The sequence below is a fragment of the Streptomyces sp. NPDC002206 genome (assembly GCF_053593595.1).
In genome coordinates this window covers 287798-313155 of the sequence record NZ_JBSFCW010000007.1, presented here as the reverse complement: position 1 = coordinate 313155, position 25358 = coordinate 287798, and the positions used below count along the sequence as shown (strand labels likewise).

Here is a 25358-nt window from a genome sequence, read left to right as displayed (position 1 = left end):
CCACGACCAGAGGGAGCAAGAAGTTGAGTTCGAAGCGTCCGCCGGCCTCGTAACCCGCGTCGCAGTACGCGCGCGCCCAGACGGTCAGCGACCAGGCCACGAAGCCCACAGCAGCTCCGAACAATGCGGAGACCGCCCAGGGAAGACAGGAGCTGGATCTTGGCTCGGCTGTGTCCACGACATGACACGACGTCGAACACATCATTCACGGTTCCGAGATGGGCGGGTGAGTGTCCAACTGCGTGACAGCGCCGACAGACAGCGGCGGACGACCACGCACACCTCTGGACCATCACAGCAGGTGACAAGGGGACCCTCCCAAGATGGAGCCCGTGCCCAGTTGCTTCGGGACGAAGAGGTCGCGAAGCCGAGGCCACGACTACCCAGGAGTTGACGGCTACTCAGAGGTGCCCAAGTCGCGAGCTCCGCAGTCACCATCGCCAGGTGGTGGGACGTCGCCCATGCTCGCCACTGCGTCCCACCGCCCGCAGCTCGGGCAGACGAGATCCGGAACGGAGTCGAGCACCAGATGCAGGCTGCCATACGTCGGGGGCTCAGCGTGCTTGCGCGGAGCATCGTGTTCGCGTGGTGTCTCGGTGTCGCAATCACCGGCCATGGCTCAATGCGCGTGATCGCCGCCGTCATGCTTCTGGCGATTGCCGCAGATGCGGTGAGCTTCATTTGGGAGGGCGTACGGCCGCGGGTGAAGCGGCGCCGGGCGCGAGAATGTGGCCTCTATCCCTCGCCCTGTGCCCCCGGGCTGACATCTACATCTGACATCAATGAAGGCGAACAGCAGCAGGGTTGAGCGGTCCCGCGTGGCGTTGCCGGACCCGGCGGGACCAGCCACAAGTGCTGCCCGCCCGAACTTGCGGAGCCGATGTCGGTGGTTCGAAACCGTCCGCTGTCCGCGCCAACCAGTAGGAAGCACGACGAAGGCCGGCAAGCGTGCGGCGCCCTGATCATGCTCGACCTCGAACCGGGCAGGACACCGACCAATGCCGTTCCGCCGCTCTTTCCGTGGGGGCAAGCGGTCCTTCGACCGTGTCGGGCGGTGGCCGGCCGTTGCCCATCAATGGTTCGAGCCCTTGATCCGATGATGAGTGACCTGTTCCCGTGCCGTGCGCCACCGGGACCGAGTCTGCTCGACCACGCTGTCCCACTGCCGGCGGACCTCATGGTCGGAAGGGCGGTGGCCCCGACGGATCCGGCTGAGCTCGTCTTGCACTTCGCGTCCCAGTGCCGCCGAGGCAACCAGGGCGAGCATGGCTGCGAAGAGCGCGGAGAGCATCGCGAAGACAGCACCGACCACCCCGTAGCGTGCTGCGGAGGAGTTGAAGAGATGCGGCATGTAGATGGTTGCGCCCACTGAATAGGCCGCCGTCAGGACGGCGCCGGTGATGCCGAAGGGAAGCAGGTCCGGCCAGCTGATCCGCTTCGCCGACAGGATCCGGCCGCTCCAGACGAGGAATGCAGCGGTCACCAGTACGCCACACACCACGGCGGCCAGACCCAGCACGCCCCCGCCATGGAGCGCGGAGAGCAACGTGGTGACTACTACGTAGCCACCGAGAGTGAGGATCCACCACAAGCCGTTGCGCGTGTTGCGCACGCTGAGGGGCTTGAGTTCCCATGCCTGTTCGAAGAGTCGCTGTGCGGCTCGCGCGAAACTCAGCACCGAGATCGTCAGAAACGCGACCCCGAAGATGCCCACGCCGGCGCTGGTCTCTTCGGCAGGAGAGAACAGCGAACTGACTGCCGTGGCGCCTGCTCCGGTGAGGTTGTAGCGCCTGATGATCTGCTCTGCGGCGTCGTAGTGCACGAAGTTGCTCAAGACAGCGCCGAGGAGGATCGAGAGCGGGACCAATGCCGTCAGGGCGCTGGACGCCAGGGCCATCGAGCGGTCGAAACCCACGATCTTCTGAAACCGGTTGATGACCCGCAACGCGAAGGCAGGCCGCAGCCAGAACGTCAGTGTTCTGACGAGGCGCTCTCGATTGATCCCCGTCGTCCTGCCCTCCGTGAAGATCGGGACCTCTGTGGCGACGCGAGCCTAACGGTCGGTCGCCCGACCGATGAAGGGCGACACGAGAAGCAGCATGCCGGCCGCACGACATGCCGATGCCTCACATCGTCCGTAGTCCGGTGTGCTTCGGGGGCGGGGTGTTGCATTTCTTGCTGTCCTTACATGTGGAGTCTGTGCGAAGTGGTCGGTCGGGCGCGGTGAGGCCGGGCATCCTGCGCGCCGCGGCCGTCACGTCCGATCCGGACCGGGGAGGTCACCGGCGGCGCAGGCGCTTGTCGACCAGGGCCGGCGGGGTGGCGTTGTAGTTGTCGGCCGCATTGACCTCGGTGCCGGGCGCGACGATCTCGTCGATCCGGTCGAGGATGTCGTCGCTCAGTTCGGCGTCGGCGGCGGCCAGCAGACCGTCCAGCTGCTCGCGGGTCCGCGGCCCGATCAGTACCGAGGTGACGGCCGGATGCGATCGCACGAATGCCAGGGCCAGGTGAGTCAGCGGCATGCCGGCTTCCTGCGCCACCTTGCCGAGCTCACGTACGGCCTCGATCTTGGCCTGGTTGGCGGGCCTGCTGAGATCGAACTCGCCTGCCGCGATCCGGGCGCGGACCTTCGTCGTCGGGTCGGCGCCGGACAGCCAGCCGCCGGACAGGGGGGCGTAGGTCAGGACGCCCATGCCGTAGCGCTGCGCGGTGGGGAGAACGGCCTCCTCGATGGTGCGGCTGAGGATCGAGTACCGCGGCTGCTCGGTGAGGAAGCGGCGGTGACCGCCCTTCTCGGCGGCCCACTGTGCCTCCACGGTGCGCTCGACGGGAAAGGTGGAGGAGCCGATCGCGCGGACCTTTCCGGCGCGGACCAGGTCGGACAGTGCCGCCAGGGTCTCGTCCAGGTCGGTGTCGTAGTCGGGGCGGTGCATCTGATACAGGTCGATGTAGTCGGTGTCCAGCCGCCGGAGGCTGTCCTCGACCGCGCGCTTGATCCACCGCGCGGAGCCGCCGGCGTGGTTGGCGTCCGTACTCATCGGAAGGCCGAACTTCGTCGCCAGCACCACCTGATCGCGACGGCCCTTGAGCGCCTTGCCGACGATCACCTCGGACTCGCCTTCGGAATACACGTCGGCGGTGTCGATGAAATTGATGCCGGAATCGAGCGCCGCGTGGATGATGTCGACGGCGTCCGTGTGGTCGGCATTTCCGGAGCTGCCGAAGTCGCCGAAATTCATCGCCCCGAGAGCGAACTCGCTCACCGATATTCCGGTGGCACCGAGAATCCTGCGCTTCATGGGTGGTCTCCCTTGGATGATCTGCTCCGGCCTTGTTGGCCGGGGTCAGTGACATATCCAGAGCACCACTGGCGCAGATGTCCCGGAAGGGCACGCCTCGAGCCGGGGCGTGGTCTACGGGGGGTACAGCAGAACCCTCCACGGGTGAAAACGCGCCCCACTCGCAGAGCTAATAGCCTGACAATCATGAGTGAGCACGTTCCCGAGACTGATCTTCGGGAATTCCTGCGGACCCGCCGGGCCCGCATCACCCCGGAGCAAGCAGGTCTTCCCCCGCATCCTGGGGTGCGCCGGGTGCCCGGTCTCAGACGCGAGGAAGTTGCCCAGCTGGCCGGAGTCAGCGTCGACTATTACGTACGGCTGGAACGCGGGCGCAGCACGAGTGCCTCCGCCTCGGTCCTGGAGGCTGTGGCTCGCGCACTGCAACTCAATGACACCGAGCGTAACCATTTGTTCGCCCTGGCCAAACCCACTCGGCAGCGGCCGCGCACGAGAGCGACGCAGTGTGCCCGCCCCGGGCTGTTGCGAGCCCTGGAGAATGTCGCGGACATCCCGGCTCTCCTTCTGGGGCACCGTCTGGACCTCCTGGCCACCAATCGCCTGGCTTGCGCCCTCTATCTCGATTTCGGCGCTCTGCCGGCCGGCGAACGGAACATGGCCCGCTACATCTTCCTGAACGACGCCGCCCGCGACCTTTACGTCGACTGGCCCGGGACCGCCCGTGAAATCGTGGGCATGCTGCACCTGTATGCCAGCCACCATCCACATGACCCCCGGCTCGCCCAGCTGGTCGGCGATCTGTCCGACAGCGACCGGGACTTCCGCCGTTGGTGGGCGGACCACGACGTGTACCAGCCTCAGTACGGCTCCAAGCGCTACCACCACCCGCTGGTCGGGGACCTCACCCTTGGCTTCGAAGCCTTCATGCCCATGGGCGACCCCGACCAGACGCTCGGCCTGTACACCGTCGAACCCGGATCGCCGTCCGAGAACGCCCTGCGCATGCTCGCCGGCTGGACCGCCGACAACGCGCACATCGGCCCCGCAGAAGCCGCCAAGCACGAGCACTGACACGGCCGTTCCCCTGACGGGGGCATCAACTCCCCGGACACCTGCACAGGACCCCGGCCATGGTCGGTCGGATTCCGCCCGGTCAGCTGCCGTGGTCACCGACCTGCGGGCTCAAGAGTGAGGGAAGGGAGGCGAGGGCGTCTGCGGCGGCGAGTCCGGCCCTGCTGTCGCCGAGGCCGCCGAAGGCGTCGCCCGACGCTGAGTCGAACGGCAGATCCGCCGGCGGGCTTTCGGGACAACCCACCAGAATGCACTGGAGGAGATCTGACATGAACGAGCTGCTCACCCGGGCAATCGAAGCCCACGGTGGGATCACACGCTGGCAGGAACTGGCCCAGGCGCAAGCCATCATCGTCAGTGGTGGCCACCTGTTCGCCATCAAGGGCCTGCCGCAGGATCCCGCGCCGCGCGAGATGACCGTCCGACTCCACGAGGAGCACGCTTCGGTCAAGCCCTTCGGTGCCCCTGACCAGAAGACCGACTTCACGCCCGGACGAGTGGTGGCCGAACGCAAGGACCCGCGGACGTCCTTCACAGGCCACGTCCTGGAGACTCCCTGGGACCCGCTGGACCGCGCCTACTTCAACGGCTATGCACTGTGGACCTACCTCACCACGCCGTTCCTGCTGTCCATGCCCGGCTTCACGGTCACCGAGATCGAAGCGTGGCGGGAAGGAGGCGAAGTCTGGCGAGGTCTGCGCGCCACCTTCCCGTCCGAGATCGCCAGTCACAGCACCCACCAGGACTTCTACTTCGGCCCCGACCACCTCCTGCGCCGGCACGACTACCACGTCGACGTCGCCGGTGGGTTCGCCGCCGCGCAGTACGTCTACGACTACGTGGAGGCGGACGGCATCGTACTGCCCACCAAACGCCGGGCCTACCGCCGCGACACCAACGGCCACCCCATCCTCGATGAGGTCATGGTCTCGATCGACCTCAGCGGCATCCACTTCAGCTGACAGAAGACTTGGCTGAAGCCGTCAAGGCTGCGGGCGTCCCGCCGCAAGCCTCATGAGGGGCCGTCAGCCCCTCGGTAATCATTCACTTTCTGCGTGCTTTCCCGGCGGACCACCGCCTGCTGGGGGTCCAGGGTGTGGGCTGCTCCTTCCGCGGCGTACATCCCGTTCGACAGCAACGACGGCGGTCATTCACGGCCGGGTCCGAGCATGCGGTCCGGATGGTTCATGGCCTCGGGCCGAGTGCCCTGGACGACGTGTCATGGTGACGTCGGGTACGGCAGCTGTCCGAATGCCACTGCGGTCAGAGCGGAGCGAGGATCATGAGGACCTCGTCACGGGTGTCGTCGGGTGCGAGTCGGAGGGCTCCGGGCCGACGACCGATCTCTCGCCATCCGAGCCGTCCGTAGAAGTCCTCCAGCCCCTCGCCTCCCCGGGCTGCGAGGTGCAGCTGTTCAAGGCCCAGCTCATCGCGGGCGATCTTCCGGAGCTCGTGGACGAGGGCGGATCCGATGCCGCGTCCGCGGAAGGCGGGGCGGGTCTGCAGATGGTGGACCGTGCCCCAGTGTCCGACGAGCCGGAAAGGATCGCGGTTGAGGATGACCCATCCGGCGAGGAGGCCGTCGGCCCGGGCGACAAGGAGTCTGCTCTGCTGCGGATCGAGGCGGCTGAGGAGCTTGTCCGCGACAGGGGTGACGTCGTCCTCGCCGACAGGCGGGAACGGGAATCCCGCGGCGCCGCCGGTGTTGGTGACCGTGATCCAGCAGTCGATCAACTCCCGCCGGAGTTCAGGGGCGACATCGCGCGGGTCGGTCATCTGTACCAGGTCGAGGGCGCTGTCGTGCGGCATGAGGAGGAGGATGCCAGAGGGGTCCGACATCCTTGCCGCGGTCGGGATCTCGTAGTGCGTTCGCCGACTTCGGCCGATGCAGTTTCCGTGGTCGCCGTGTGCGTCGGGACGCTTACGGTGCCGGGGCACCGGGGGCGGAGCTACACATGATGGCGTGATCTTCCTGGTGCCCCATGGTGGTGTCTCGCCTTCTCGCCGGGGCTGGGGGCCCACGTCCGAGCACATCCGGAGCAGTACCAGTGCCACAGGTGCGGGGCGGCCGGTGTTGTGCGACTGGTGTCGCGCCAGAGTGCCCGGTGATCCAGGCAGTGGGGGCAGTTCGGCGATTGGTGCACCACGGCGTCCTCCTGCGTCGATTGGTGGTCAGCGTGGTACGGCGGCCGGTGGTTCGGGGTGCTGACCCGCCCTTCCCACTCGTATGGGGGATCCGTGTCGGGAGTCCGGGCCGTGATGCCGTCACCCGAACGGGTGCGTACAGGTGGTCGCACGGGAACGTGCCGCGCAAGGTCGGTTCTGTCCGGCTCAATCCCGTTCCGGCCCAGGAGTTTCCATGGCACAGACAGCGCCCAAGCCCGGCACGTCCCGTTCTTCCGGTCCGGGGGACGGCAGTAATCCCTGGGCGACCGGTGGGGTCATGTTCGCCGGTGTTCTGCTGATGGTGGACGGTGTCCTCGGGGTGATCAAGGGCATTGCCGGTATCGCGTCCGACGATGTCTACGCGCGCATCAGGAATTACACGTTCAAGTTCGACGTGACGGGCTGGGGATGGATCCATCTCGTTCTCGGCGTGATTCTCGTCGTGATCGGTCTGGGCATCCTCCAAGGCGCCGGGTGGGCCAGGGTGCTGGGTATCGTGCTGGCGGCGCTCAACATGATCGCCAACTTCATGTGGCTGCCGTACGTGCCGATCTGGGCGATCATCTCCATCGCCATCGACACGTTCGTCATCTGGGCCCTGTGTACGGACCGTTCCAAGGTGCTCGTCTGAGTGCTGTTCGTGACGGAGGACGTGCACTCATGGCTACTGCATCCGATCCGTCGGAAGAGCTCGTCGCTCTTGCCGCCGAGGCGTATGTCTACGGGTATCCGCTGGTCTTCGACCTGTCGACGGCCGAGGACTTCATGCAGGTGGGTGTCGGCCCGCTGGCGCCCACTCCGTTCAATCACTTCGCGCACTCGGGCCGATCGGCGGACCCCGGCACCCACTTCGCCTCCGTCAGCAACGACACGCTCTGCTCGGTCGCCCAGCTCGACCTCTCCGGTGGGCCGATCCGGCTGCATGTCCCCGACACCGACGGTGCGTACTACGTGCTGCAGTTCGTGGACACCTGGACCAACAACTTCGCGTACGTCGGCCGCCGCGCCACCGGTACGGATGAGGGCGACTGGCTCGTCGTGCCACCGGGCTGGGCGGGCAGTGAGCCCGGTGGGGTGCGTGGGGTGATCGACGCGCCGACCTCCGTGGTCTCCGTCGTCGGCCGCATCGCCTGTGGCGGGCCCGACGACGTGGAGCGGGTCCGGGCGCTGCAGAAGCAGCTCACGCTCACGCACCTCGAACCCGGGACGCACCGCACGGGCCTCCCCGCGCCCGACACCGACGTACCTGAGCAGCTGCGCTTCTTCGAGCAGCTCAGGGTGTGGATGGCCGACTTCCCGCCGGCTGCCGCCGACTGCGCGTACCAGGACCGGTTCCAGCCGCTGGGGCTGCTGGAGGAGGGGCCTTCGCCGTACGTCTCCGCCGGTCCCGCCCTCGTACGCGCACTCGTCGAGGGGATGGAGCGCGGCAGGGCGCGCATGGCGGAGGCCGGGCGGCCGGGTGCGGCGGACGATGGGCGCTGGGTGATGGATCCGCATCTCTTCGACTACAACCTCGACCGGTTCGGGGTGGGGACGATCGACTCGCCGGAGTGGAAGATGGCCGACCGGGAGGCGTCCTACCTGGTCAGGGCAGTGGCGGCACGCATCGCTCCGTGGGGGGCCCATGGGTACGAGGCCGTGTTCGCACACACCTCCCACGACGCCGACGGCCATCGGCTGAACGGTGCCCACTCCTATGTGCTGCGCTTCGAGCAGCCGCCGCCGGCCGGGGCGTTCTGGTCCGTGACCATGTACGACGCCCCGGACGGCCGCCTCGTCGAGAACCCGGCGGGCCGGTACGCGATCGGTGACCGTACGCCCGGGCTGGTGCGTGCGGACGACGGGTCGCTGACCATTCACCTGGGGAAGGAACGCCCTGCGGACCCTGCGGCGGCGGCGAACTGGCTGCCCGCGCCCGACGGGGACTTCCGGCCCGTGCTCAGGCTCTACACGCCGGGGCGTGCGGTGCTCGACGGCAGCTATGAGATCCCCGCGGTCGAGCGGGGCTGAGGCCGGTCCGGGGGTACGTGCTTGCCGGCGGCGATGTCAGTGGGCCGGTACACACTGGAGGCATGTGCCGCAGCATCAAGACCCTTCGCCCGCCCGCCATCCCCGAAGAGGCCACCGAGGAGGACATCCGGGCCGCCGCCCTGCAGTTCGTACGCAAGGTGTCCGGCTTCCGCGCTCCGGCCGCGCACAATCAGGAGGTGTTCGACCGGGCCGTCGACGAGATCGCCGAAGCGACCGCCCGGCTGCTGGACGGTCTTGAGGTACGGGGGGCGCCCGTCAGGACGTCTTAGGTGCCGAAGCCGCCGCGGGGGTGGCTGCTGCCGCTGCGGGGCGGCGCATCAAGTACGCGGCCAGCGCGCCGGCCACGAACAGGGCCAGCACCGAGACCGCCGTGCCCAGCCATGTCGTGCCGAGCCACTGGCCGCCGAAGTAGCCGAGGCCCACGCTGTAGCCCGCCCAGGTCACGCCGGCCAGGGCCGACCAGGGCAGGAATTCCTTCACCTTGCGGTGTGCCGCGCCCGCGCCCAGGGAGACGACCGAGCGGCCCGCCGGGGCGAAGCGGGCGATGACGACGAGGATGCCGCCGCCGCGGCTCAGGGCCGCGCCGAGACGTTCCTGCGCGGTGGTGAGGCGGCGGGAGCGGGCGATGGCGCGGTCCAGCCGGTCGCCGCCGCGCCAGGCCAGGCGGTACGCGACGAGGTCGCCGAGCACCGAGGCGGTGGCCGCGCTCAGGATCAGCGCGAGGAGCGACGGAACCTGGGGGACCTCTCCGGCGGAGCCGGCCGCGCCCGCGACCGAGGTCGTGCCGGCGGCGGCCGCTGTGGCCGCCGTGATCACCAGGACCCCGCTGGGCAGCACGGGAAGGAAGACGTCCAGGAGCACCGAGAGGGCGACCACCGCATAGATCCATGGGCTGCCGGTCAGCGCACCCATACTCTCGAGCACCTTCGCGTACTCCCCGTTCGTTTCAACGCCGCGACGTCGCAGGGGAGCGGCAGGGGCGGCAGGGCCAGCTGTACAGCGTACGCCTGCCGTTTACCTGTGCATCATTGCGCGCGGGGGATGTTGTGCACCTCACGTGTCACATGTGACACGCCTGCCCCACAGGCCTCGGGGGCCAGTGGGGCAGGCGCGGCAACACGGGACATCAGCAGCCGCACCCGGCCGCCCGGCATTCGTCAGCGGTCAGTGTCTGCTCCAGCACCGTCTCCAGCTGCGCACCTGTGGCCTTCTCTTTGGCCTGAACCAATGTCAGCGCAGCATTCCGGCCATGCAGTGTCAGCGTCATCAGCTGATTGCCGAACCACGGTCCGCCGGTCTTCTGCCACCGGATCGGCGCCGGGCCGGTCCGGCCGTGCCGCGCCAGCAACCGGCCGAGCCGCCGCCCTGCCCGGCTCCAGCCGAAACGGAACCCCGCTTTGAGCAGGCCGGGGACCGAGTTGTGCACGGGAGAGCAGGTCAGCTGCAGGATGCGCGCCCCGGGGTCGGCGTCCGGTGCGTCGGCCGGCCACGCGGGCTCCGCGATGTACGCATGGTGCACATCGCCTGACAGCACACAAACCGTCGCCGGGGCGTCGGGACCGCTTCCCGCCTCCCTGATCAGCTCCGTCAGCCGGCGGAAGGAGTCGGGGAAAGCCGCCCAATGCTCCAGGTCGGAGCGGCGCCGCAGATTCTCGCCGAACCGCGCCCATCGCCCACCGGGTCCGCCCCGCTCGCCCCGGCACAGCGCGGCGTTCCACTCCTCCGCGTCATGGACGAGCGGGGGCAGCAGCCACGGCAGCGAGGTGCCGATCAGGAGATGGTCGTACGAACCGGGGTCGGCGAGTGCCTCCTCGCGCACCCAGTGCGCCTCCTTGTCGTCGAGCATCGACCGGCGCTCCTCGTCGAGTACGCGGGCCGCCCGGGTGTCCACCATCAGCAGCCGCACCCGGCCGAAAGCACGCCGGTAGCTCCAGCGGGTTCGCGTGGGGTCGGCATCCGCCTCGGCGGCGAAACGACGCAGCGTCTCGGTGCCGTCCGGGTCGGCGCGTACGGCCGCGTAGACCGGGTCGGCGGCCAGGGCGGCGGGGGAGAGGTTGCCGAGGTGCTGATAGACCCAGTACGACGCCAGTCCGCTGACGATCCGCTCGTGCCACCAGGGGGTCGAACGGATGGAGGTGAGCCACGCGGCGCTGGTGTTCCAGTCGTCCACCACATCGTGGTCGTCGAAGATCATGCAGCTGGGGACGGTGGAGAGTAGCCAGCGCACCTCGGGGTCGCGCCAGGACTCGTCGTAGAGGTGGGTGTACTCCTCGTAGTCCGCGACCTCGGCGCCCGGCGGCTCTGCGAGGTCCCGGCGCGCGGCGAGGCGGCTGCGGGTCGCCTTCGACGTCTCGTCCGCGTACACCTGGTCGCCGAGGAGGAGCAGTACGTCAGGCCGTACGGCGCCGGGGTCGGCGGCGAGCCGGGCGGCAAGGGTGTCGAGGGCGTCGGGGCCGGCGGCGTCCCGCTCGCCGATGGGGGGAGCGGCCCAGCGGCAGGAGCCGAAGGCGATCCGGACGGGCGTCGGCTCCGCGTTCTCGTCCGCCGCGGAGGGTGCGGCGCATATGGGGGGTGTGGTGATCGTGCTCGCGGGGAAGCTGGAGTCCTCGAGCGGCCAGACCTTTCGGCCGCCGAGCAGCACCTCGTACGCGGTGGTCGAGCCCGGTGTCAGGCCCGTCACCACCACCAGCGCGTAGTGGTGACCCGCGATCGCGAACGTCCGGGAGGAGCCCGACGCGCCGTCCGCGCACCGGATTTCGGCCGTGGTCGGCCGGTCGGCCTCGACCCAGACGGTCGCGGTGGAACCCGTCTCCCAGTCGACGTATCGCAGTAGTGGTCCCAGGCGCAGGCCGGCCATGAGGTTTCCTCCTCGCGTCGTTCCGTACGGACGGGGCCCGTGCACGTACGGACGAAGCCCGTCGCGTGCGAGTGGACTCCGTACCGTACGGAACGGCGGGGGAGGGGTGAGCGGTTCCGGTCAGCAGCCGTTGAGAACGGACTGGAGTGCGCTCTTCTCCGCCGAGTCGACGGTCAGGTTGTAGTAGTGCTTCACGTGTACCCAGGCGCGCGCGTAGGTGCAGCGGTACGCGGTGCGCGACGGCAGCCACGTCGCCGGATCCTGGTCGCCCTTGGACTGGTTGACGTTGTCCGTGACCGCGATGAGCTGCGGGCGCGTCAGGTCGTTGGCGAAGGACTGGCGTTGGGCGGTGGTCCAGCTGCTCGCACCGGAGCGCCAGGCCTCGGCGAGCGGGACCATGTGGTCGATGTCCAGATCGGAAGCGGCGGTCCAGGTGGCACCGTCGTACTGCGAGTACCAACTGCCGCTGACGGCCGTGCAGCTGGAGTTCTGCGTCACGTTCGTGCCGTCCCGCTTCAGGACGACCTCGCGGGTGTCGCAGGCGCCCGACTGGGTTATCCAGTGCGGGAACAGGTCCCGGCTGTAGCCGTTCGACGAGCCTTCCGCCGAGACGGTCAGCTGGCTCAGGTAGGTACGGGCGGTGGACGCGGCGACCGGCGTGGGCATGGCGGCCTGGGCGGTGGGTGCGGTGAGCAGTCCGCTGGTTGCGGCAAGTGCGGCGGATGCGACGACGACGCCGATGCGACGCGCGTAGACACCTGACATGCGAACTCCCTTGATGTGGGGGGATCTTGGGCGGGCGACCTGTGGACCCGGCCATCGTGGCGGCGCCAGGTTGCTGTGGGGTGGGCGCCAGGTAACAGAGTGGCGACATGTGCACGTCACATCAAGGGGTGCGACAGGTCTGACACGCCGACAGTTCGATGCTGCGGGAGGCCGATTCGTACCGGATGCCGGGGTGGGCCCGTCCTATGGTGGCCGCGTGCTGCTTCCGGTCAACATCACGCTCGGTATCGTCCTCGCCCTGCTGCTCGCGGCGGCCGCCGTCGTCGCCGCCGTGGCCTCGCTCGGCCGGTCGCGCGAGATCGTCCTGGCCGGGCTGCGGGCCGCGGTCCAACTCGCCGCCGTCTCCGTGCTCATCGGCTGGGTGGTTCGCTCGTTGCCGGCGCTGCTCGGCTTCATGGCGCTGATGTACGCGGTCGCGGTACGGACCGCGGGGCGCCGGATCACCGGGAACCGCACCTGGTGGTGGGCTGCCCTGCCGATCGCCGCGGGGGTCGCGCCGGTGATTGCCGTCCTGTTGCTGACCGGGCTCCTGCCGGTCCGCGGCATCGCACTGATCCCGGTCACGGGCATCCTCATCGGAGGTGCGCTCACCGCGACCGTGCTCGGCGGGCGGCGCGCCCTGGACGAACTGACCATGCGGCGCGGGGAGGTGGAGGCGGGGATGGCGCTCGGGCTGCTCGACCGTGACGCGCGGATGGAGATCGCCCGCCCCGCGGCGTCGGAGGCGCTGCTGCCGGGGCTGGACCAGACGCGGACGGTGGGGCTCGTCACGCTGCCCGGGGCGTTCGTGGGCATGCTGCTGGGCGGCGCCTCACCGGTTCAGGCGGGGGCTGTGCAGCTGTTCGTACTGGTCGCGCTGATGGCCGTGCAGGCAGTGGCCGTCGCGACGGTCCTCGAGCTCGTGGCGCGCGGACGGATGTACCGGGACTGAGTCCCCGGGAAAGACCCGGGGGATGTCCTCGGCCGGCCGGACGCTACCGGAGGGCGCTGATGTGCAGGTGGATCGAGCCGTCGGCCGACGGCTCCACGCGGATCCGGGTCAGATCCTCGACGTGTGCGTCCGGCGCCAGCGCCGCGGCGCGCGGGCCGACGCCCACGACGCGCATGCCGGCCGCCCGGCCCGCCGCGATGCCGGCCTCCGAGTCCTCGAAAACGATGCAGTCCGCCGGGGCGAAGCCCAGTTCGGCCGCGCCCTTGAGGAAGCCCTCGGGGTCGGGCTTGCTGGCGCCGACGCATTCCGCTGTGACGCGGATGCTCGGCATCCGCAGGCCGGCTGCCGTCATCCTGGCCCGTGCCAGCGCCTCGTCCGCCGATGTCACCAGGGCGTGCGGGAGTGCGGCGATCGCGTCCAGGAAGGCGGGGGCGCCGCCGATCGGGACCACTCCGTCCGTGTCGGCGGTCTCCTCGGCGAGCATCACGCGGTTGTCCGCGTAGTTCTGCTCCATCGGGCGGTGGGGGAGAAGTACCGCCATCGTGGCGTACCCCTGGCGCCCGTGGACCACCTTGAGCGCGGCCTCCGGGTCCAGGCCCTCCCGCAGCGCCCACCGCCGCCAGCAACGCTCCACCACGGCGTCGGAGTTCACGAGAGTGCCATCCATGTCGAGCAGGAGGGCGCGTGCGGTGAGGACGGTGGCCGGCATCGGCGGTCTCCAGGCGGGGGAAAGAGGGCAACGCGGGGTGACGCGAACAAGCAGGTGAAGAGAACAAGCAGCCCCGCCCGCCGGTCAGGGAGTGCGGGCGAGGGCTACTTTGTTCCATCACGATACAAAAACCTGCCCGGGAAAGCGAATCCCGCTGTGGCGAATCCCTGCCGTCAGGACCGGCCGCTGCCCGTCGTCTCCGCCTCCAGCGCGCGCCGGGTGTTCGGACCGTAGACGCCGGCCGGATCGCCCTCGATGGACTTGTACGACTGATAGACGCTCACCGCGTGCTCGACCTGGCCCGTGTAGTCGCCGTCGTCGGGCCCCCGGTACAGCCACACCTCCTGCAGCCGCCGTTGCAGCTCGGCCACCGCGGGGCCGTGATCGCCGCGCTGCAGCGTGCGACCGTGCGGTTTCGCGATCGACGGGGCGGACGACGTCCCGGCGGACTCCTCGGCGGAGGCCGGGGCCGACGGTGCGGCCGGATGCGACGAGCCGGCGGACGGGGAGGGTGAGGCGCTCGCCGACGGCGAGGCGGAGGCGGACGGAGACGCGGAGGCCGAAGGCGAGTCGGACGGAGATGCGGACGCCGACGGCGATGCATCGGGTGAGGTGGACGCATCGGGGGCGCTCGACACCACGGTGCTCGGCAGAGCCTGCTCGCGGTCGGCGTCCCCCTTGCCGTCCCCGCTGAACAGTCCGCCGACGAACGCCGCGGCGCCCACCACCGTGATCACGGCCGCGCCCACGGCGAGCGCCGCGAACGGGCGGCGACGGCGTGGCTGCACCGGATCCACCCGGCCCACGGCGTCCATGGTGTCGTAGCGGGGCTCCGGCCCTCCGGTGCTCCCCGGCAGTGCGGACGGCGGACCCGCCATCGCCTCCCGGTCGAGGAACAGCGGCATCGTCGTGGCCGCGTCGTACCCCGACGGGATGTCGGCCGCCGTCCCGTCGCCCTCCAGCGTCACGTACGGCCGGATCCGCAGCGGATCGAAGTCCTCCGCCGCCGCTGTCTCCGCCTGCGCGGCGGCCCGTCGCGCCGCCCGCTCCGCGCACCCGCAGCCGGGCCCGGCGGAGGGTCTCCCCTCCGGTGTCCCGTCGGGTCTCTCCGCCGATCCGTTGTCCGTACCGCACTCCGGGCAGACCTGTCCGGTCATTGTGGGTCCCCTCCCCTTGAACTGCCTGCGATTATGCAGTCCGCCGCGGTGACGCCCCAACAGGCCATAACGGTCCACTGCAGCCAGGATGGGGATGTAGCGGATCCGAGGAGAGTTTTATGGCCAACCAGCTGAGCACCCCGGCCCTGGCCCCCGGCGAAGCCCGCTCCCAGCGGACCGTCCTTGTCGCCATCGGCGCCCTGCTCCTCGGCATGCTGCTCGCCGCACTCGATCAGACCATCGTCTCCACCGCCCTGCCGACCATCGTCAGTGATCTCGGCGGCCTGGAGCACCTGTCGTGGGTGGTCACCGCCTATCTGCTCGCGTCGACCGCCGCGACCCCGCTCTGGGGCAAGCTCGGCGACCAGTACGGGCGCAAGAAGCTCTTCCAGATCGCCATCGTCATCTTCCTCGTCGGCTCCGCACTCTGCGGCATGGCCCAGAACATGCCGCAGCTGATCGGCTTCCGCGCTCTCCAGGGCCTCGGCGGCGGCGGTCTGATAGTGCTCTCGATGGCGATCGTCGGAGACATCGTCGCCCCGCGGGAACGCGGCAAGTACCAGGGCCTGTTCGGTGCGGTCTTCGGCATGACGAGCGTCCTCGGACCGCTGCTCGGCGGCCTCTTCACCGAGCACCTCAGCTGGCGCTGGGTCTTCTACATCAACCTGCCGATCGGCGTCGTCGCGCTGCTCGTCATCGCCGCCGTGCTGCACATCCCGGTCCGCGCGGCCAAGCACACCATCGACTACCTGGGCACCTTTCTCATCGCCGCTGTGGCCACCTGTCTGGTCCTGGTCGCCTCACTGGGCGGCACCACCTGGGCCTGGGGCTCGGCACAGATCATCGGGCTGGCCGTCCTCAGCGTGCTGCTGCTGATCGCTTTCGTGTACGTCGAGCGGCGCGCCGCCGAACCCGTACTGCCGCCGAAGCTGTTCCGGATCCGGACGTTCAGCCTCGTCGCCGTCATCAGCTTCGTCATCGGTTTCGCGATGTTCGGTGCGATGACCTATCTGCCGACGTTCCTGCAGGTCGTGCACAACATCACGCCGACCCTGTCCGGTGTGCACCTGCTGCCGATGGTCGTCGGCCTGTTCCTCACCTCGACCCTGTCCGGCCAGATCGTCAGCCGTACCGGCCGCTGGAAGGTCTTCCCGATCCTGGGCACCGCCATCACCGCGATCGGCCTGATGCTCCTGCACCGGCTCACGGAGTTCAGCAGCACCGGACAGATGAGCGCCTACTTCTTCGTCTTCGGTGCCGGGCTCGGTCTGGTGATGCAGGTCCTCGTGCTGGTCGTGCAGAACGCCGTCACGTACGAGGACCTGGGCGTCGCCACCTCCGGGGCGACGTTCTTCCGCTCCATCGGCGCCTCGTTCGGTGTCGCCATCTTCGGCACGATCTTCACCAACCGGCTCACCGACAAACTCGGTGCGGCGCTCACCGGCATCACCCTGCCACCCGGCGTCGACGCCGGCCGGCTGGCCGCCGACCCTCGCGCCGTCGCCCAACTGCCGCCCGCACTGCGACCCCCGGTGCTCCATGCGTTCTCGACCTCGATCACCGATGTCTTCCTGTACGCAGCCCCCGTCGTCCTGGTCGCCTTCGCCTTCGCCTGGTTCCTCAAGGAGGACAAGCTGCGCGGTTCGGTGACGGCCCCCGACACCACCGAGACCCTGGCGTCGAACCCGGTCGAGCGGTCCTCGTACGACGAATGTGCACGGGCCCTGTCGGTGCTCGCCACCCGCGAGGGGCGACGCGATGCCTATGTGAAGATCACCGAGCGTGCGGGGTACGACCTGCTGCCCGCGGCCAGCTGGATGCTGCTGCGCATCAAACGGCACGGCGCCGTCGAACCCGGGCTTCTCGCCGACACCGTCCCGGTGCCGCTGCGCGTGATCAGCGACGCGGCGAGGCAGCTCGAGGAGCGAGGTCTGGCCCGGCGCGAAGGGGTGCAGCTGGTGCTCACCGACAAGGGCTCGGAGGTCGTGATGAAGCTCGCGCAGGCCCGCGAGGAATCGCTGGCCGAGCTGTTGGGCGACTGGTGGGGGCCGGAACGGCCGAGCGACCTGCGCAAACTCGTGGCGGAGCTGACCGCCGAGACGTGCGGATCGAGGGAGGAGCAGCCGCACGGTCCGGAGCCGAAACGGGACCACGCGGCCTGAGCCGGGCGTCCCGATCCGCGCGGCCCGACAAACGCCGCCCGACGCCGCCCGATCCGGGGCAGCCTCGCCGGTCTACAGCTCCTTGGCGAACCAGCGCTCCGCGTACGGGCTCCGGTGGTGGAACGCCGGGACTTCTGCGTAACCGTGCTTGGCGTACAGCCCGCGCGCCTCCACCAGATCGTGGCGGGTGTCCAGCCGGATCTGCCGTATGCCGAATCCACGCGCCGCGCTCTCGACGGCCGCCAGCAGCAGCCCGCCGCCACCCGTGCCGCGGAACTCCGGGCGGACGAACACCCGGGTCAGCTCCGCCACGTCCGCGTCGACCAGGAGCAGCCCGGCGCAGGCCGCCGGCTTCCCGTCGAACCTGCCGACGACGAACTCACCGGTCGGCGGGGTGAGCCGGTCGACACCGTCGTCGGCGAGCCCCTCGTCGATCTCCCGGGCGGTCGCGGGCCGCCCCCAGTACCGGCTGGCGACCTCGTCGTAGTAGTCCCGGCGCAGCGCGGTGGAGTCGGGGGAGTCGAAGCGATCCGGGGCAACAGTCCAGGTCATGTGCGTGATTGTGACTTGTGCATGATTGGAAGCCAAACGGATTGACCGGCGGACCGGCCGACACGGATCGCCTCGCGGATCGGTCGGTGCCGGATCTCCGTACCGCGCTTCACTCTGCGCACAACTGTTCGCGACCCCTCTCGTGGCCGGCGCTCACGCCAACGGTGGCGGCACGGTGACCGGCGGCGGTCGCGTGCAGCTCGTGATCGCCGTCGATCAGCTCCGGGCGCGGGAAGGACTGCTCGATGGCGGTGATGAACACCGGTCGGCCGCCCGCCGGCTTCCGGATCGCCTCCGTCGAGGTGGCGGGCGTGGAAGCGGACGGGGTGAACTTCTCCGCGTACGTCACCCGGGGCGCCTCCCCGCCGATCGGACCGCTCGGTTCCATCCGGTGAGCGGCCGGCACGTACGGGCCCAGCGACCGGGGCGTCGAGGCGAGCTTCGGAAGCCGCATCGGGTGGACGAGCCGGGCGCCGGCGAAGCTCAGCCGCAGTGGGGCGAGCTCGCCCAGCAGAAGCACGTCCTTGTTCCGGGGGGCGAGGCGGACCGCCACGTACTCCCACTTCTGATCGACGTACGGCCGCAGCGCGGTCGCCGGCCGGTCGGGCAGCTCGAAACCGTTCTGATTCAGCCACGTCTGCAGCGCGTCGGGGGTGGTCGCTCCAGGCGCGCCACGTCGAACGGGCCGAGCTGCTCCCTGCCGACGACCGTCACCGGCGGTGCGGTCGCGGAGGGTGCGGCCCCGGCCGCACCCGTACCGCATGACTCCTGCTCCTCCCCCGAGACCGAGACCGTCGTGACCGTGCGTCCGTCGATCACGGGAACGGGCGAAGGATCCGGTTCCGGCCGTTGCGTCCGGGGCCGATCGGCGATCCGAGCATTCTTTCGGACAAAAGCGGGGTGACAGCCAGGCGAAGAGGGGGTTGATTGTGTCTACCTCATAGCGCAATGCGAAGGTTTCACAGCACGTCCTGGGACGAGGACGGCGGATGAACAGTGGGAGGGTCGGCGCAGCGTGGCGAATGCGGAGCACAGTGTGCGCGGAAACGCGGCGACGGGGGCGAGGACCGGGGCAGCCCGGGCTGTGCTCTGGCTGGTTGTGGCCTTGCTGGCGGGACGGCAGATGGCGGTGGTGCTGCGGCAGCCGCCGGGCGAACGGCTCACCGATCTGGAGACGTGGATCGGTGAGAACGGTGTCCTGCATGTGACGGGATCGCTCTACGACAGCGACCGGTTCACCGGCACCCCCTTTGCCGGGCTGGTACTGAAGCCGCTGACCCGGACGGCCGAACAGAGCCTCGGCGTCGCCTGGACCTTCGGCTCGCTGCTGCTTGTCGCCGCACTCGGCCTCGTCGCGGCCCGCGCCCTGCCAGGGCCCGTCTCCCGTCGTACCGCCCTGCTGGCCGCCCCCGTCGCGATCAGCCTGCTGATGCTGTCCCTGCCGGTCCGTAACGCCCTCCACCTCGGCCAGACCAGCATCCTGCCGGTCCTGCTGGTGCTCCTCGGCTGTTTCGTGGCCCGGGGAGAACGCGCGTCCGGCGTACTGATCGGGATCGCGGCCGCGCTCCAGCCGACCGTGCTGCTCTTCGCCGTCCTGCTCTGGCTGACAGGCCGCCGCCGGGCCGCCGTGACCGGTGGCACCGCATTCGCCGCCTGCACCGCGCTGGCCTGGGCCGCGATGCCGCACGACTCATGGTCGTACTGGGTGCACCATGTCGCGGGCGCCGGACTCGGCGACAGCGCGGACAGCCTCGCCAACCAGTCCCTGCACGGTGCGCTGCTCCGCTTCGGCCTGGCGGGCCCGCTCGAGGTCGGGCTGTTCCTGCTGCTGGCCGCCGCCGTCTGCTACGTCGGGCTGCGGCGCGCCGTGCGGTACGCGAACGACGGCCAGCTGCTCCTCGCCGTCGCCGTGACCGGCTGTGTCGCCGTCGCCGTCTCGCCGACCGCCTGGCAGCACCAGCTGCTGTGGGTGCTCCTTGCCGTGGTCGGCCGGGCCGGCGAGCGGGCCTCCGACCGGCTGGTGTGGCCGGCCATTGTGGTGCTCGTGATCACGCTGCCCGGGAAGATACTTCTGCCGAACACCCCGGTCGCCTTCCCGGTGCGGGACAACGTGCTGCTCCTCGCTGCGCTGGGCGCCGCCTGCGCCGCGCCGTTCCTGCCGCGCACCTCGCCGTACTGGCAGCGGCCGATCCCCACGGACTACGCCATCCCGGTCCCGGCCCGCTGGAGCCGCGTACCGCTGCTGCCGTTCTGGCGGCGGGTGCTCAGCCGTCCCAACCTGCTGCTCGAACTCCTGCTGATCCGGGTCGTCTACTCGGGGTATGCGCACGTCAGGCTGGCGGCGACGGCCGGCCGCGGCACCGCCGAGGCGCACGGCCGGCAGATCCACTCGCTCGAAAAGTGGCTGCACATCGACATCGAGCACTGGGCCAACCACGCGGTCGTCCACATCGGCTGGCTGAAGAGCTTCTTCGACTACTACTACTCGACGTTCCACTTCATCGTGCCGCTGGCCATCCTCGGTGTGCTGTACGTGCGACGCCCCGCGGACTACCGCTGGGCCCGCTCCACTCTCGGCTTCGCCACCCTGGTCGCGCTGCTCGGCTTCTGGCTCTACCCGCTGGCGCCGCCGCGGCTGATGCCGGGACTGGGCTTCATCGACACGGTCCATGGTGTCCAGGACTTCGCGAAGCCGGACTACGGGACGCTCACCTCGATGACCAACCAGTACGCGGCAATGCCCTCGCTGCATTTCGGCTGGTCGCTCTGGTGCGGCGTCATGATCGTGATGCTGGCCCCGAAGCTGTGGATGAAGGCGCTCGGACTGCTGCACCCGCTGTTCACCGTCTCGGCGATCGTCGCCACGGCCAATCACTGGGTGCTCGACGCGGTGGGTGGGGCGCTGGTCATCGGGCTCGGCTTCGTGCTCACGTACGTCCTCGCGGGACCGCGGAAGCTGCAACCGGTGGTGGACCGGGCAGCCGGGGCGGAACGGAACCCGCCCGCGGCGGACCGGGCCGCTTCCCCGGAGGCGACCGGCGAGACGGTGGGCAGCAAGACCTGAGTGGCGACTGGCTGTACGTGTGCCGAAGGGGTGTCGGAACGACCTGTATCGTCCGGCACCCCTTCGGCGTGGATCGCCGCTTACTCAGCATCCGCCTGTCCCGGGCGGCCCGCCACTCGAACAGCTCACCCCTCAGTCGAACAGCCCAAGGGGCGGTCAGTGGGACGGCCCGAGCGCCCAGGCGGCGAACGACAAGGTGGCCATGGAAGCGACCGTGGAGGCGACGACGGAGTTGCGGGCGAGCCTGGTGTCCAGACCGTACTGGCGGGCATAGATGAAGGCGTTCTGGGCCGTCGGCAGCGCGGAGCACACCACCACGGCCAGCAGTTGATGGTCCGGCAGCCGCAGCAGCGGGCCGCCGACGAGGAACGCGATCAGCGGCTGGACCAGCGTCTTCAGCACGACGGCGACCCCGACCTCCGCACGCTCCCCGGAATCCGCCACCGTCTCCGAGGATGCGCCGGCCGCCGACGGGCGTCCGTTCAGCGACAGGCCGAGGGTGATCAGGGCCGTGGGCACGGCTGCCGCGCCGAGCAGATCGCAGGAGTGCGTGAGGGCGGTCGGCAGTCGCAGCCCGATCGCGGAGACGGCGACGCCGAACATCGAGGCCATGATGATCGGGTTGCGGACCGGCATGGTCAGCATCCGCCGGAAGGTGACGCCCTTTCCGGAGCCGGCCCCCGTCCCCGTGTCCAGCAGTGTCAGGATCACGGGGGAGACCAGCAGCACCTGGAACAGGATGATCTGCGCGACGAACGATGCGTCGCCCAGCACCTGAACCGCCACCGGGATGCCGAGATTGGCGGAGTTCACGTAACCGGACGCCATGCTGCTGATCGTCTGGTCGGCGGTCTTGCGGCCGAACAGGCGTCGGGCCAGGACGAAGCCGAGGGCGCAGACGAGCGCTGTGCCCGTGCCGAAGGCCACCATCGAGGAGTTGGCGAAGGCGTCCAGCCGTGCGCCGGAGACCATGATGAACAGAGCTGCGGGCATGGCCACGTGGAAGACGAACCGGCCGAGCACGGCTTCCGCCTGCTCTCCGAGGAGGCCGCTGCGGCCGACCACGTAACCGATGCCGGTGAGCGTCCAGATGGGGGCGAAGCCGGAGAGCAGGGCGTGCATGGACGCCATGATCCTCGTACGCCCCTGCGCCTCCCGGAGCGGGGTGCGGGCAGGCCGTGGGGTGCGGATCGGCAGCGGGCGCTGACAGGACGCGGGACGCGGACGGGCGGCGGGGGCCGGGGCGTAGGGGGAAGGCCCCCGCCGCCCGAAATCCGCGAACCGGTCAGGCTGCGGGTGTACCGGCCTTGTCCGCCCTGCCGGCCGTGCTGACCTGGAGTTGTTTGATCCCGTTGAGCCAGGCGGAGCGCAGCCGCCGCGGGTCGCCGACCAGCCGCAGGTCCGGCAGTATGTCCGCGATCGCGTTGAAGATCAGGTTGATCTCCATGACGGCGAGGGACTTGCCGAGACAGAAGTGCGGTCCGCCGCCACCGAAGCCGAGATGGGGGTTGGGGTCCCGGGAGATGGAGAAGCTCTCCGGGTTCTCGAAGACCTCGGGGTCGTTGTTGGCGGAGGAGTAGAACAGCCCGACCCTGTCGCCCTTCTTGATCCGCTGCCCGCCCAGTTCGACGTCCTGGGTGGCGGTCCGCTGGAAGGAGACCACGGGGGTGGCCCAGCGCACGATCTCCTCGGCGGTCGTCTCCGGGCGCTCGCGCTTGTACAGCTCCCATTCGTCGGGGTGGGTCAGGAAAGCGTGCATGCCGTGGCTGATGGCGTTGCGAGTGGTCTCGTTGCCGGCGACGGCGAGCAGGATCACGAAGAAGCCGAACTCGTCTGAGGAGAGGTTGCCTTCGCCCTCCGCGGCGACCAACTGGGAGACGATGTCCTTGGCCGGGCACTCCTTGCGATCCGCCGCCAGGTTCATCGCGTACGAGACGATCTCCATGGCCGCCTCGGTGCCGACCTCTTCGGTGATCGCGTACTCGGGATCGTCGTACGCGGCCATCTTGTTGGACCAGTCGAAGATCTTTGACCGGTCCTCCTGCGGTACGCCGATGAGCTCGGCGATGGCCTGGAGCGGCAGTTCGACGGCGATATTGGTGACGAAGTCGAAGGAGCCGTCGTCGTCGGCGGTGGCGAGCGCCGTCTCGACGATCGAGCGGGCGCGGCTGCGCAGAGCCTGCTCCAGGGACCGGATCGCACGGGGCGTGAAGCCGCGCTGGACGATCTGGCGGACCCGGGTGTGCTCGGGCGGGTCCATATTCAGCATGATCAGCTTCTGGACCTCGATCTGGTCGCGGCTGATCGACTCGTTGAAGCGGATCACTGCCGTGTTGGTGTGGGACGAGAACAGTTCAGGGTGTGTGGAGACGTACTTGACGTCCGCGTGCCGGGTGACCACCCAGTAGCCCTCGTCGTCGAAACCGGAGATACCGGCCGGCTGGGTGCACCACCAGACCGGGGCGGTCTCCCGCATCCGGGCGAACTCCGGGTACGGGACGCGGGCTTGGAGCAGGTCGGGATCGGTGAAGTCGAACCCTTCGGGCAGATGGGGGCAGGGCATCGGCAACTCCAGGTCGGTCCGAGGGCCGTCCGAGCGACGTCTGACGACCCATCAGAAGTTGCCGGAAAGGTAGTAACGAGTTCTACAACTCGCAAGGGTCATGGCCGGATCTGTTGCGTGAGGACTGGGTGTGCCAGGCAGGAAGTGGGTGCAAGGTGCGTGCACGGCTCTTGCGTACCGGGGGTAAGCCTCATAAGACTGCTTGCAGAACTAGAACGCGTACTAGTTCCTTCCGCGGGCGCCGGGACGCCCCCTGCGGAAGTGCGAGGAGAGGACGAGCTCATGGCCGCGGAACCCGTCATCGTCGAAGCCGTACGCACCCCCATCGGCAAGCGCGGAGGCGCGCTCGCCAATCTGCACCCCGCCTATCTGCTGGGCGAGACCTACCGTGAACTCCTCGGCCGCACCGGTATCCATGCCGACTGCGTCGAGCAGATCGTCGGCGGCACGGTCACCCATGCCGGCGAACAGTCCATGAACCCGGCGCGCAACGCCTGGCTCACCGTGGGACTTCCGTACGAGACCGCCGCCACCACCGTGGACTGCCAGTGCGGCTCCTCGCAGCAGGCTTCCCACATGGTCGCCAATATGGTCGCCGCCGGAGTCATCGACGTCGGCATCAGCTGCGGTGTCGAGGCCATGTCGCGCGTACCGCTGGGCAGCGGCTCCAAGCACGGCCCCGGGAAGCCCTGGCCGGACGAGTGGAACGTCGATCTGCCCAACCAGTTCGAGGCCGCCGAACGCATCGCCCGCAAACGGGGCCTCACGAGGGAGAACGTCGACTCGCTCGGGCTGATCTCGCAGGAGCGGGCGGCCGTGGCCTGGGCCGAGGAACGCTTCAAACGGGAGACGTACGCGGTCCAGGTGCCGACCACCGAGGAGGAACAGGCGGCGGGGCAGGGCATGTGGCGCCTCGTCGACCGCGACGAAGGGCTGCGGGACACCACCATGGAGGGGCTCGCCCGGCTCAAGCCGGTCATGCCCACCGCCATCCACACCGCGGGCAACTCCTCGCAGATCTCCGACGGCGCCTGCGCGATCATGTGGGCGTCCAAGCGGATGGCGCGGGCGCTCAAGCTCAAGCCGCGCGCCCGGATCGTCGCCCAGGCGCTGGTCGGCTCCGACCCGCACTTCCACCTCGACGGGCCCATCGACGCGACCCGTGCGGTGCTCGGCAAGGCCGGGATGTCGCTGCGGGACATCGACCTCGTCGAGATCAACGAGGCGTTCGCGTCGGTGGTGCTGAGCTGGGCGCAGGTCTTCGAACAGGATCTGGAGAAGGTCAACGTCAACGGTGGGGCCATCGCGCTCGGTCACCCGGTGGGCGCCACCGGGGCCCGGCTGATCACCACGGCACTGCACGAACTGGAGCGCAGGGACAAGGAGTTCGCGCTCATCACCATGTGTGCGGGCGGCGCGCTGGCCACCGGCACGATCATCCAGCGACTCTGAGGATGACCCCGGCCGGGGGGTTGTCAGGTGCACCCCGGCCGGGGTTCACGCCGTCCGGGCAGGGCGAAGGCCCCGACCGGAACCCGGTCGGGGCCTTCGTGTGAAGCTGCTTGCCACCGACTCAGTACCAGTGGTTGGCCTGCCAGAACGTCCAGGCGGCGCACGGGCTGCCGTAGCGGGAGTTCATGTAGTCCACGCCCCACTTGATCTGGGTCGAGGGGTTGGTCTTCCAGTCGGCACCGGCCGAGGCCATCTTCGAGCCGGGCAGTGCCTGGACCAGGCCGTAGGCGCCCGAAGAGGCGTTGGTGGCGCTGGGGTTCCAGCCGCTCTCGTGCGACACGATGTTGCTGAAGCACTGGAACTGCGCCTCGTTGCCGATCATCGCTCGCGCCGTGCCCTGTGCGCCGGTGGTGACGGACGCCGGCGCGGCCATGGCCGGGGTGACGCCGAGGGCCAGACCGGTGGCGCCGAGGACCGCGGCGGCTCCGGCGACGGCGGCCTTGCGGCGAGCGGTGCGGGGCTGGGCGAGGATGTTGCGCACGAACGACACAGGGGAAC

General features: G+C 69.5%; 22 protein-coding genes and 1 pseudogene. 9 read left to right on the top strand and 14 right to left on the bottom strand.

The window, feature by feature from the left end; genetic code table 11:
• Positions 1-1072: 1072 nt before the first annotated feature.
• Both ACWCP8_RS16970 and ACWCP8_RS16965 read right to left on the bottom strand, forming a co-directional pair.
• The gene (locus ACWCP8_RS16970; RefSeq protein WP_451116602.1) at positions 1073-1915 is read right to left on the bottom strand and encodes a YhjD/YihY/BrkB family envelope integrity protein; all 843 of its coding nucleotides are present in this window, start codon (positions 1913-1915) and stop codon (positions 1073-1075) included.
• Positions 1916-2279: 364 nt separating this feature from the next.
• A complete protein-coding gene (locus ACWCP8_RS16965; RefSeq protein WP_451116600.1) occupies positions 2280-3299 on the bottom strand; it encodes an aldo/keto reductase in 1020 nt (339 codons plus the stop codon).
• Between the two features lie 186 nt (positions 3300-3485).
• Between ACWCP8_RS16965 and ACWCP8_RS16960 the strand changes: the two genes are divergently transcribed.
• Complete coding sequence (locus ACWCP8_RS16960) at positions 3486-4370, top strand: helix-turn-helix transcriptional regulator (protein ID WP_352266992.1); 885 nt, start codon at positions 3486-3488, stop codon at positions 4368-4370.
• 82 nt (positions 4371-4452) lie between these two features.
• On the opposite strand, the gene ACWCP8_RS16955 is transcribed toward ACWCP8_RS16960, so the two are convergent.
• The gene (locus ACWCP8_RS16955) at positions 4453-4641 is read right to left on the bottom strand and encodes a hypothetical protein (RefSeq protein WP_352266991.1); all 189 of its coding nucleotides are present in this window, start codon (positions 4639-4641) and stop codon (positions 4453-4455) included.
• On the opposite strand from ACWCP8_RS16955, the gene ACWCP8_RS16950 reads away from it, so the two are divergent.
• Positions 4640-5332 carry a hypothetical protein gene (locus tag ACWCP8_RS16950; protein WP_451116598.1) on the top strand — a complete coding sequence of 231 codons (693 nt, stop codon included), beginning with the start codon at positions 4640-4642 and terminating at the stop codon, positions 5330-5332. The two genes, ACWCP8_RS16955 and ACWCP8_RS16950, sit on opposite strands and share 2 nt — an antisense overlap.
• A gap of 301 nt (positions 5333-5633) precedes the next feature.
• Here ACWCP8_RS16950 and ACWCP8_RS16945 read toward each other — a convergent pair whose 3' ends face one another.
• The gene (locus ACWCP8_RS16945; protein ID WP_356006374.1) at positions 5634-6179 is read right to left on the bottom strand and encodes a GNAT family N-acetyltransferase; all 546 of its coding nucleotides are present in this window, start codon (positions 6177-6179) and stop codon (positions 5634-5636) included.
• Positions 6180-6729: 550 nt separating this feature from the next.
• On the opposite strand from ACWCP8_RS16945, the gene ACWCP8_RS16940 reads away from it, so the two are divergent.
• The 3 genes from ACWCP8_RS16940 to ACWCP8_RS16930 all read left to right on the top strand — a co-directional run bounded on the left by ACWCP8_RS16940 (position 6730) and on the right by ACWCP8_RS16930 (position 8836).
• Positions 6730-7167, top strand: coding sequence for a DUF7144 family membrane protein (locus ACWCP8_RS16940; RefSeq protein ID WP_352266988.1), 438 nt, complete (start codon positions 6730-6732; stop codon positions 7165-7167).
• A gap of 29 nt (positions 7168-7196) precedes the next feature.
• Positions 7197-8546: a DUF1254 domain-containing protein gene (locus ACWCP8_RS16935; RefSeq protein WP_451116595.1), complete on the top strand. Its 1350-nt coding sequence runs from the start codon at positions 7197-7199 to the stop codon at positions 8544-8546.
• Between the two features lie 62 nt (positions 8547-8608).
• Complete coding sequence (locus tag ACWCP8_RS16930; RefSeq protein WP_267005368.1) at positions 8609-8836, top strand: DUF2277 domain-containing protein; 228 nt, start codon at positions 8609-8611, stop codon at positions 8834-8836.
• On the opposite strand, the gene ACWCP8_RS16925 is transcribed toward ACWCP8_RS16930, so the two are convergent.
• The 3 genes from ACWCP8_RS16925 to ACWCP8_RS16915 form a co-directional block, all read right to left on the bottom strand.
• Complete coding sequence (locus ACWCP8_RS16925; protein ID WP_352266986.1) at positions 8823-9491, bottom strand: DedA family protein; 669 nt, start codon at positions 9489-9491, stop codon at positions 8823-8825. The two genes, ACWCP8_RS16930 and ACWCP8_RS16925, sit on opposite strands and share 14 nt — an antisense overlap.
• Positions 9492-9693: 202 nt before the next feature.
• Entirely contained in the window at positions 9694-11424 is a 1731-nt protein-coding gene (locus tag ACWCP8_RS16920; protein WP_451116592.1) for an alkaline phosphatase D family protein, read from the bottom strand.
• 120 nt (positions 11425-11544) lie between these two features.
• A complete protein-coding gene (locus ACWCP8_RS16915; protein WP_352266983.1) occupies positions 11545-12189 on the bottom strand; it encodes an HNH endonuclease family protein in 645 nt (214 codons plus the stop codon).
• A gap of 217 nt (positions 12190-12406) precedes the next feature.
• On the opposite strand from ACWCP8_RS16915, the gene ACWCP8_RS16910 reads away from it, so the two are divergent.
• Positions 12407-13141, top strand: coding sequence for an ABC transporter permease (locus ACWCP8_RS16910; protein WP_352266982.1), 735 nt, complete (start codon positions 12407-12409; stop codon positions 13139-13141).
• Between the two features lie 43 nt (positions 13142-13184).
• Here the strand turns inward: ACWCP8_RS16910 and ACWCP8_RS16905 are convergent, their stop codons facing one another.
• Complete coding sequence (locus ACWCP8_RS16905) at positions 13185-13850, bottom strand: HAD-IA family hydrolase (RefSeq protein ID WP_352266981.1); 666 nt, start codon at positions 13848-13850, stop codon at positions 13185-13187.
• 173 nt (positions 13851-14023) lie between these two features.
• Complete coding sequence (locus tag ACWCP8_RS16900) at positions 14024-15007, bottom strand: peptidoglycan-binding domain-containing protein (RefSeq protein ID WP_451116589.1); 984 nt, start codon at positions 15005-15007, stop codon at positions 14024-14026.
• A gap of 119 nt (positions 15008-15126) precedes the next feature.
• On the opposite strand from ACWCP8_RS16900, the gene ACWCP8_RS16895 reads away from it, so the two are divergent.
• Positions 15127-17169, top strand: a complete 2043-nt coding sequence (locus tag ACWCP8_RS16895; RefSeq protein ID WP_352266978.1) for an MFS transporter — start codon at positions 15127-15129, stop codon at positions 17167-17169.
• Positions 17170-17241: 72 nt separating this feature from the next.
• Here ACWCP8_RS16895 and ACWCP8_RS16890 read toward each other — a convergent pair whose 3' ends face one another.
• Both ACWCP8_RS16890 and ACWCP8_RS16885 read right to left on the bottom strand, forming a co-directional pair.
• Entirely contained in the window at positions 17242-17721 is a 480-nt protein-coding gene (locus tag ACWCP8_RS16890; protein ID WP_352266977.1) for a GNAT family N-acetyltransferase, read from the bottom strand.
• A gap of 184 nt (positions 17722-17905) precedes the next feature.
• Positions 17906-18468, bottom strand: a pseudogene (locus ACWCP8_RS16885) (DUF2330 domain-containing protein); the annotation flags it as partial.
• Between the two features lie 337 nt (positions 18469-18805).
• Between ACWCP8_RS16885 and ACWCP8_RS16880 the strand changes: the two are divergent.
• Positions 18806-20785 carry a bifunctional glycosyltransferase 87/phosphatase PAP2 family protein gene (locus ACWCP8_RS16880; protein ID WP_352267020.1) on the top strand — a complete coding sequence of 660 codons (1980 nt, stop codon included), beginning with the start codon at positions 18806-18808 and terminating at the stop codon, positions 20783-20785.
• Positions 20786-20941: 156 nt separating this feature from the next.
• Here the strand turns inward: ACWCP8_RS16880 and ACWCP8_RS16875 are convergent, their stop codons facing one another.
• The gene (locus ACWCP8_RS16875) at positions 20942-21916 is read right to left on the bottom strand and encodes an AEC family transporter (RefSeq protein ID WP_451116586.1); all 975 of its coding nucleotides are present in this window, start codon (positions 21914-21916) and stop codon (positions 20942-20944) included.
• 154 nt (positions 21917-22070) lie between these two features.
• Positions 22071-23348 carry a cytochrome P450 gene (locus tag ACWCP8_RS16870; protein WP_451116584.1) on the bottom strand — a complete coding sequence of 426 codons (1278 nt, stop codon included), beginning with the start codon at positions 23346-23348 and terminating at the stop codon, positions 22071-22073.
• Between the two features lie 282 nt (positions 23349-23630).
• Here ACWCP8_RS16870 and ACWCP8_RS16865 point away from each other — a divergent pair, with 282 nt between their 5' ends.
• Positions 23631-24800, top strand: a complete 1170-nt coding sequence (locus ACWCP8_RS16865; RefSeq protein ID WP_326630681.1) for a steroid 3-ketoacyl-CoA thiolase — start codon at positions 23631-23633, stop codon at positions 24798-24800.
• A gap of 121 nt (positions 24801-24921) precedes the next feature.
• On the opposite strand, the gene ACWCP8_RS16860 is transcribed toward ACWCP8_RS16865, so the two are convergent.
• Complete coding sequence (locus tag ACWCP8_RS16860; protein WP_352266973.1) at positions 24922-25350, bottom strand: aggregation-promoting factor C-terminal-like domain-containing protein; 429 nt, start codon at positions 25348-25350, stop codon at positions 24922-24924.
• Positions 25351-25358: the final 8 nt, after the last annotated feature.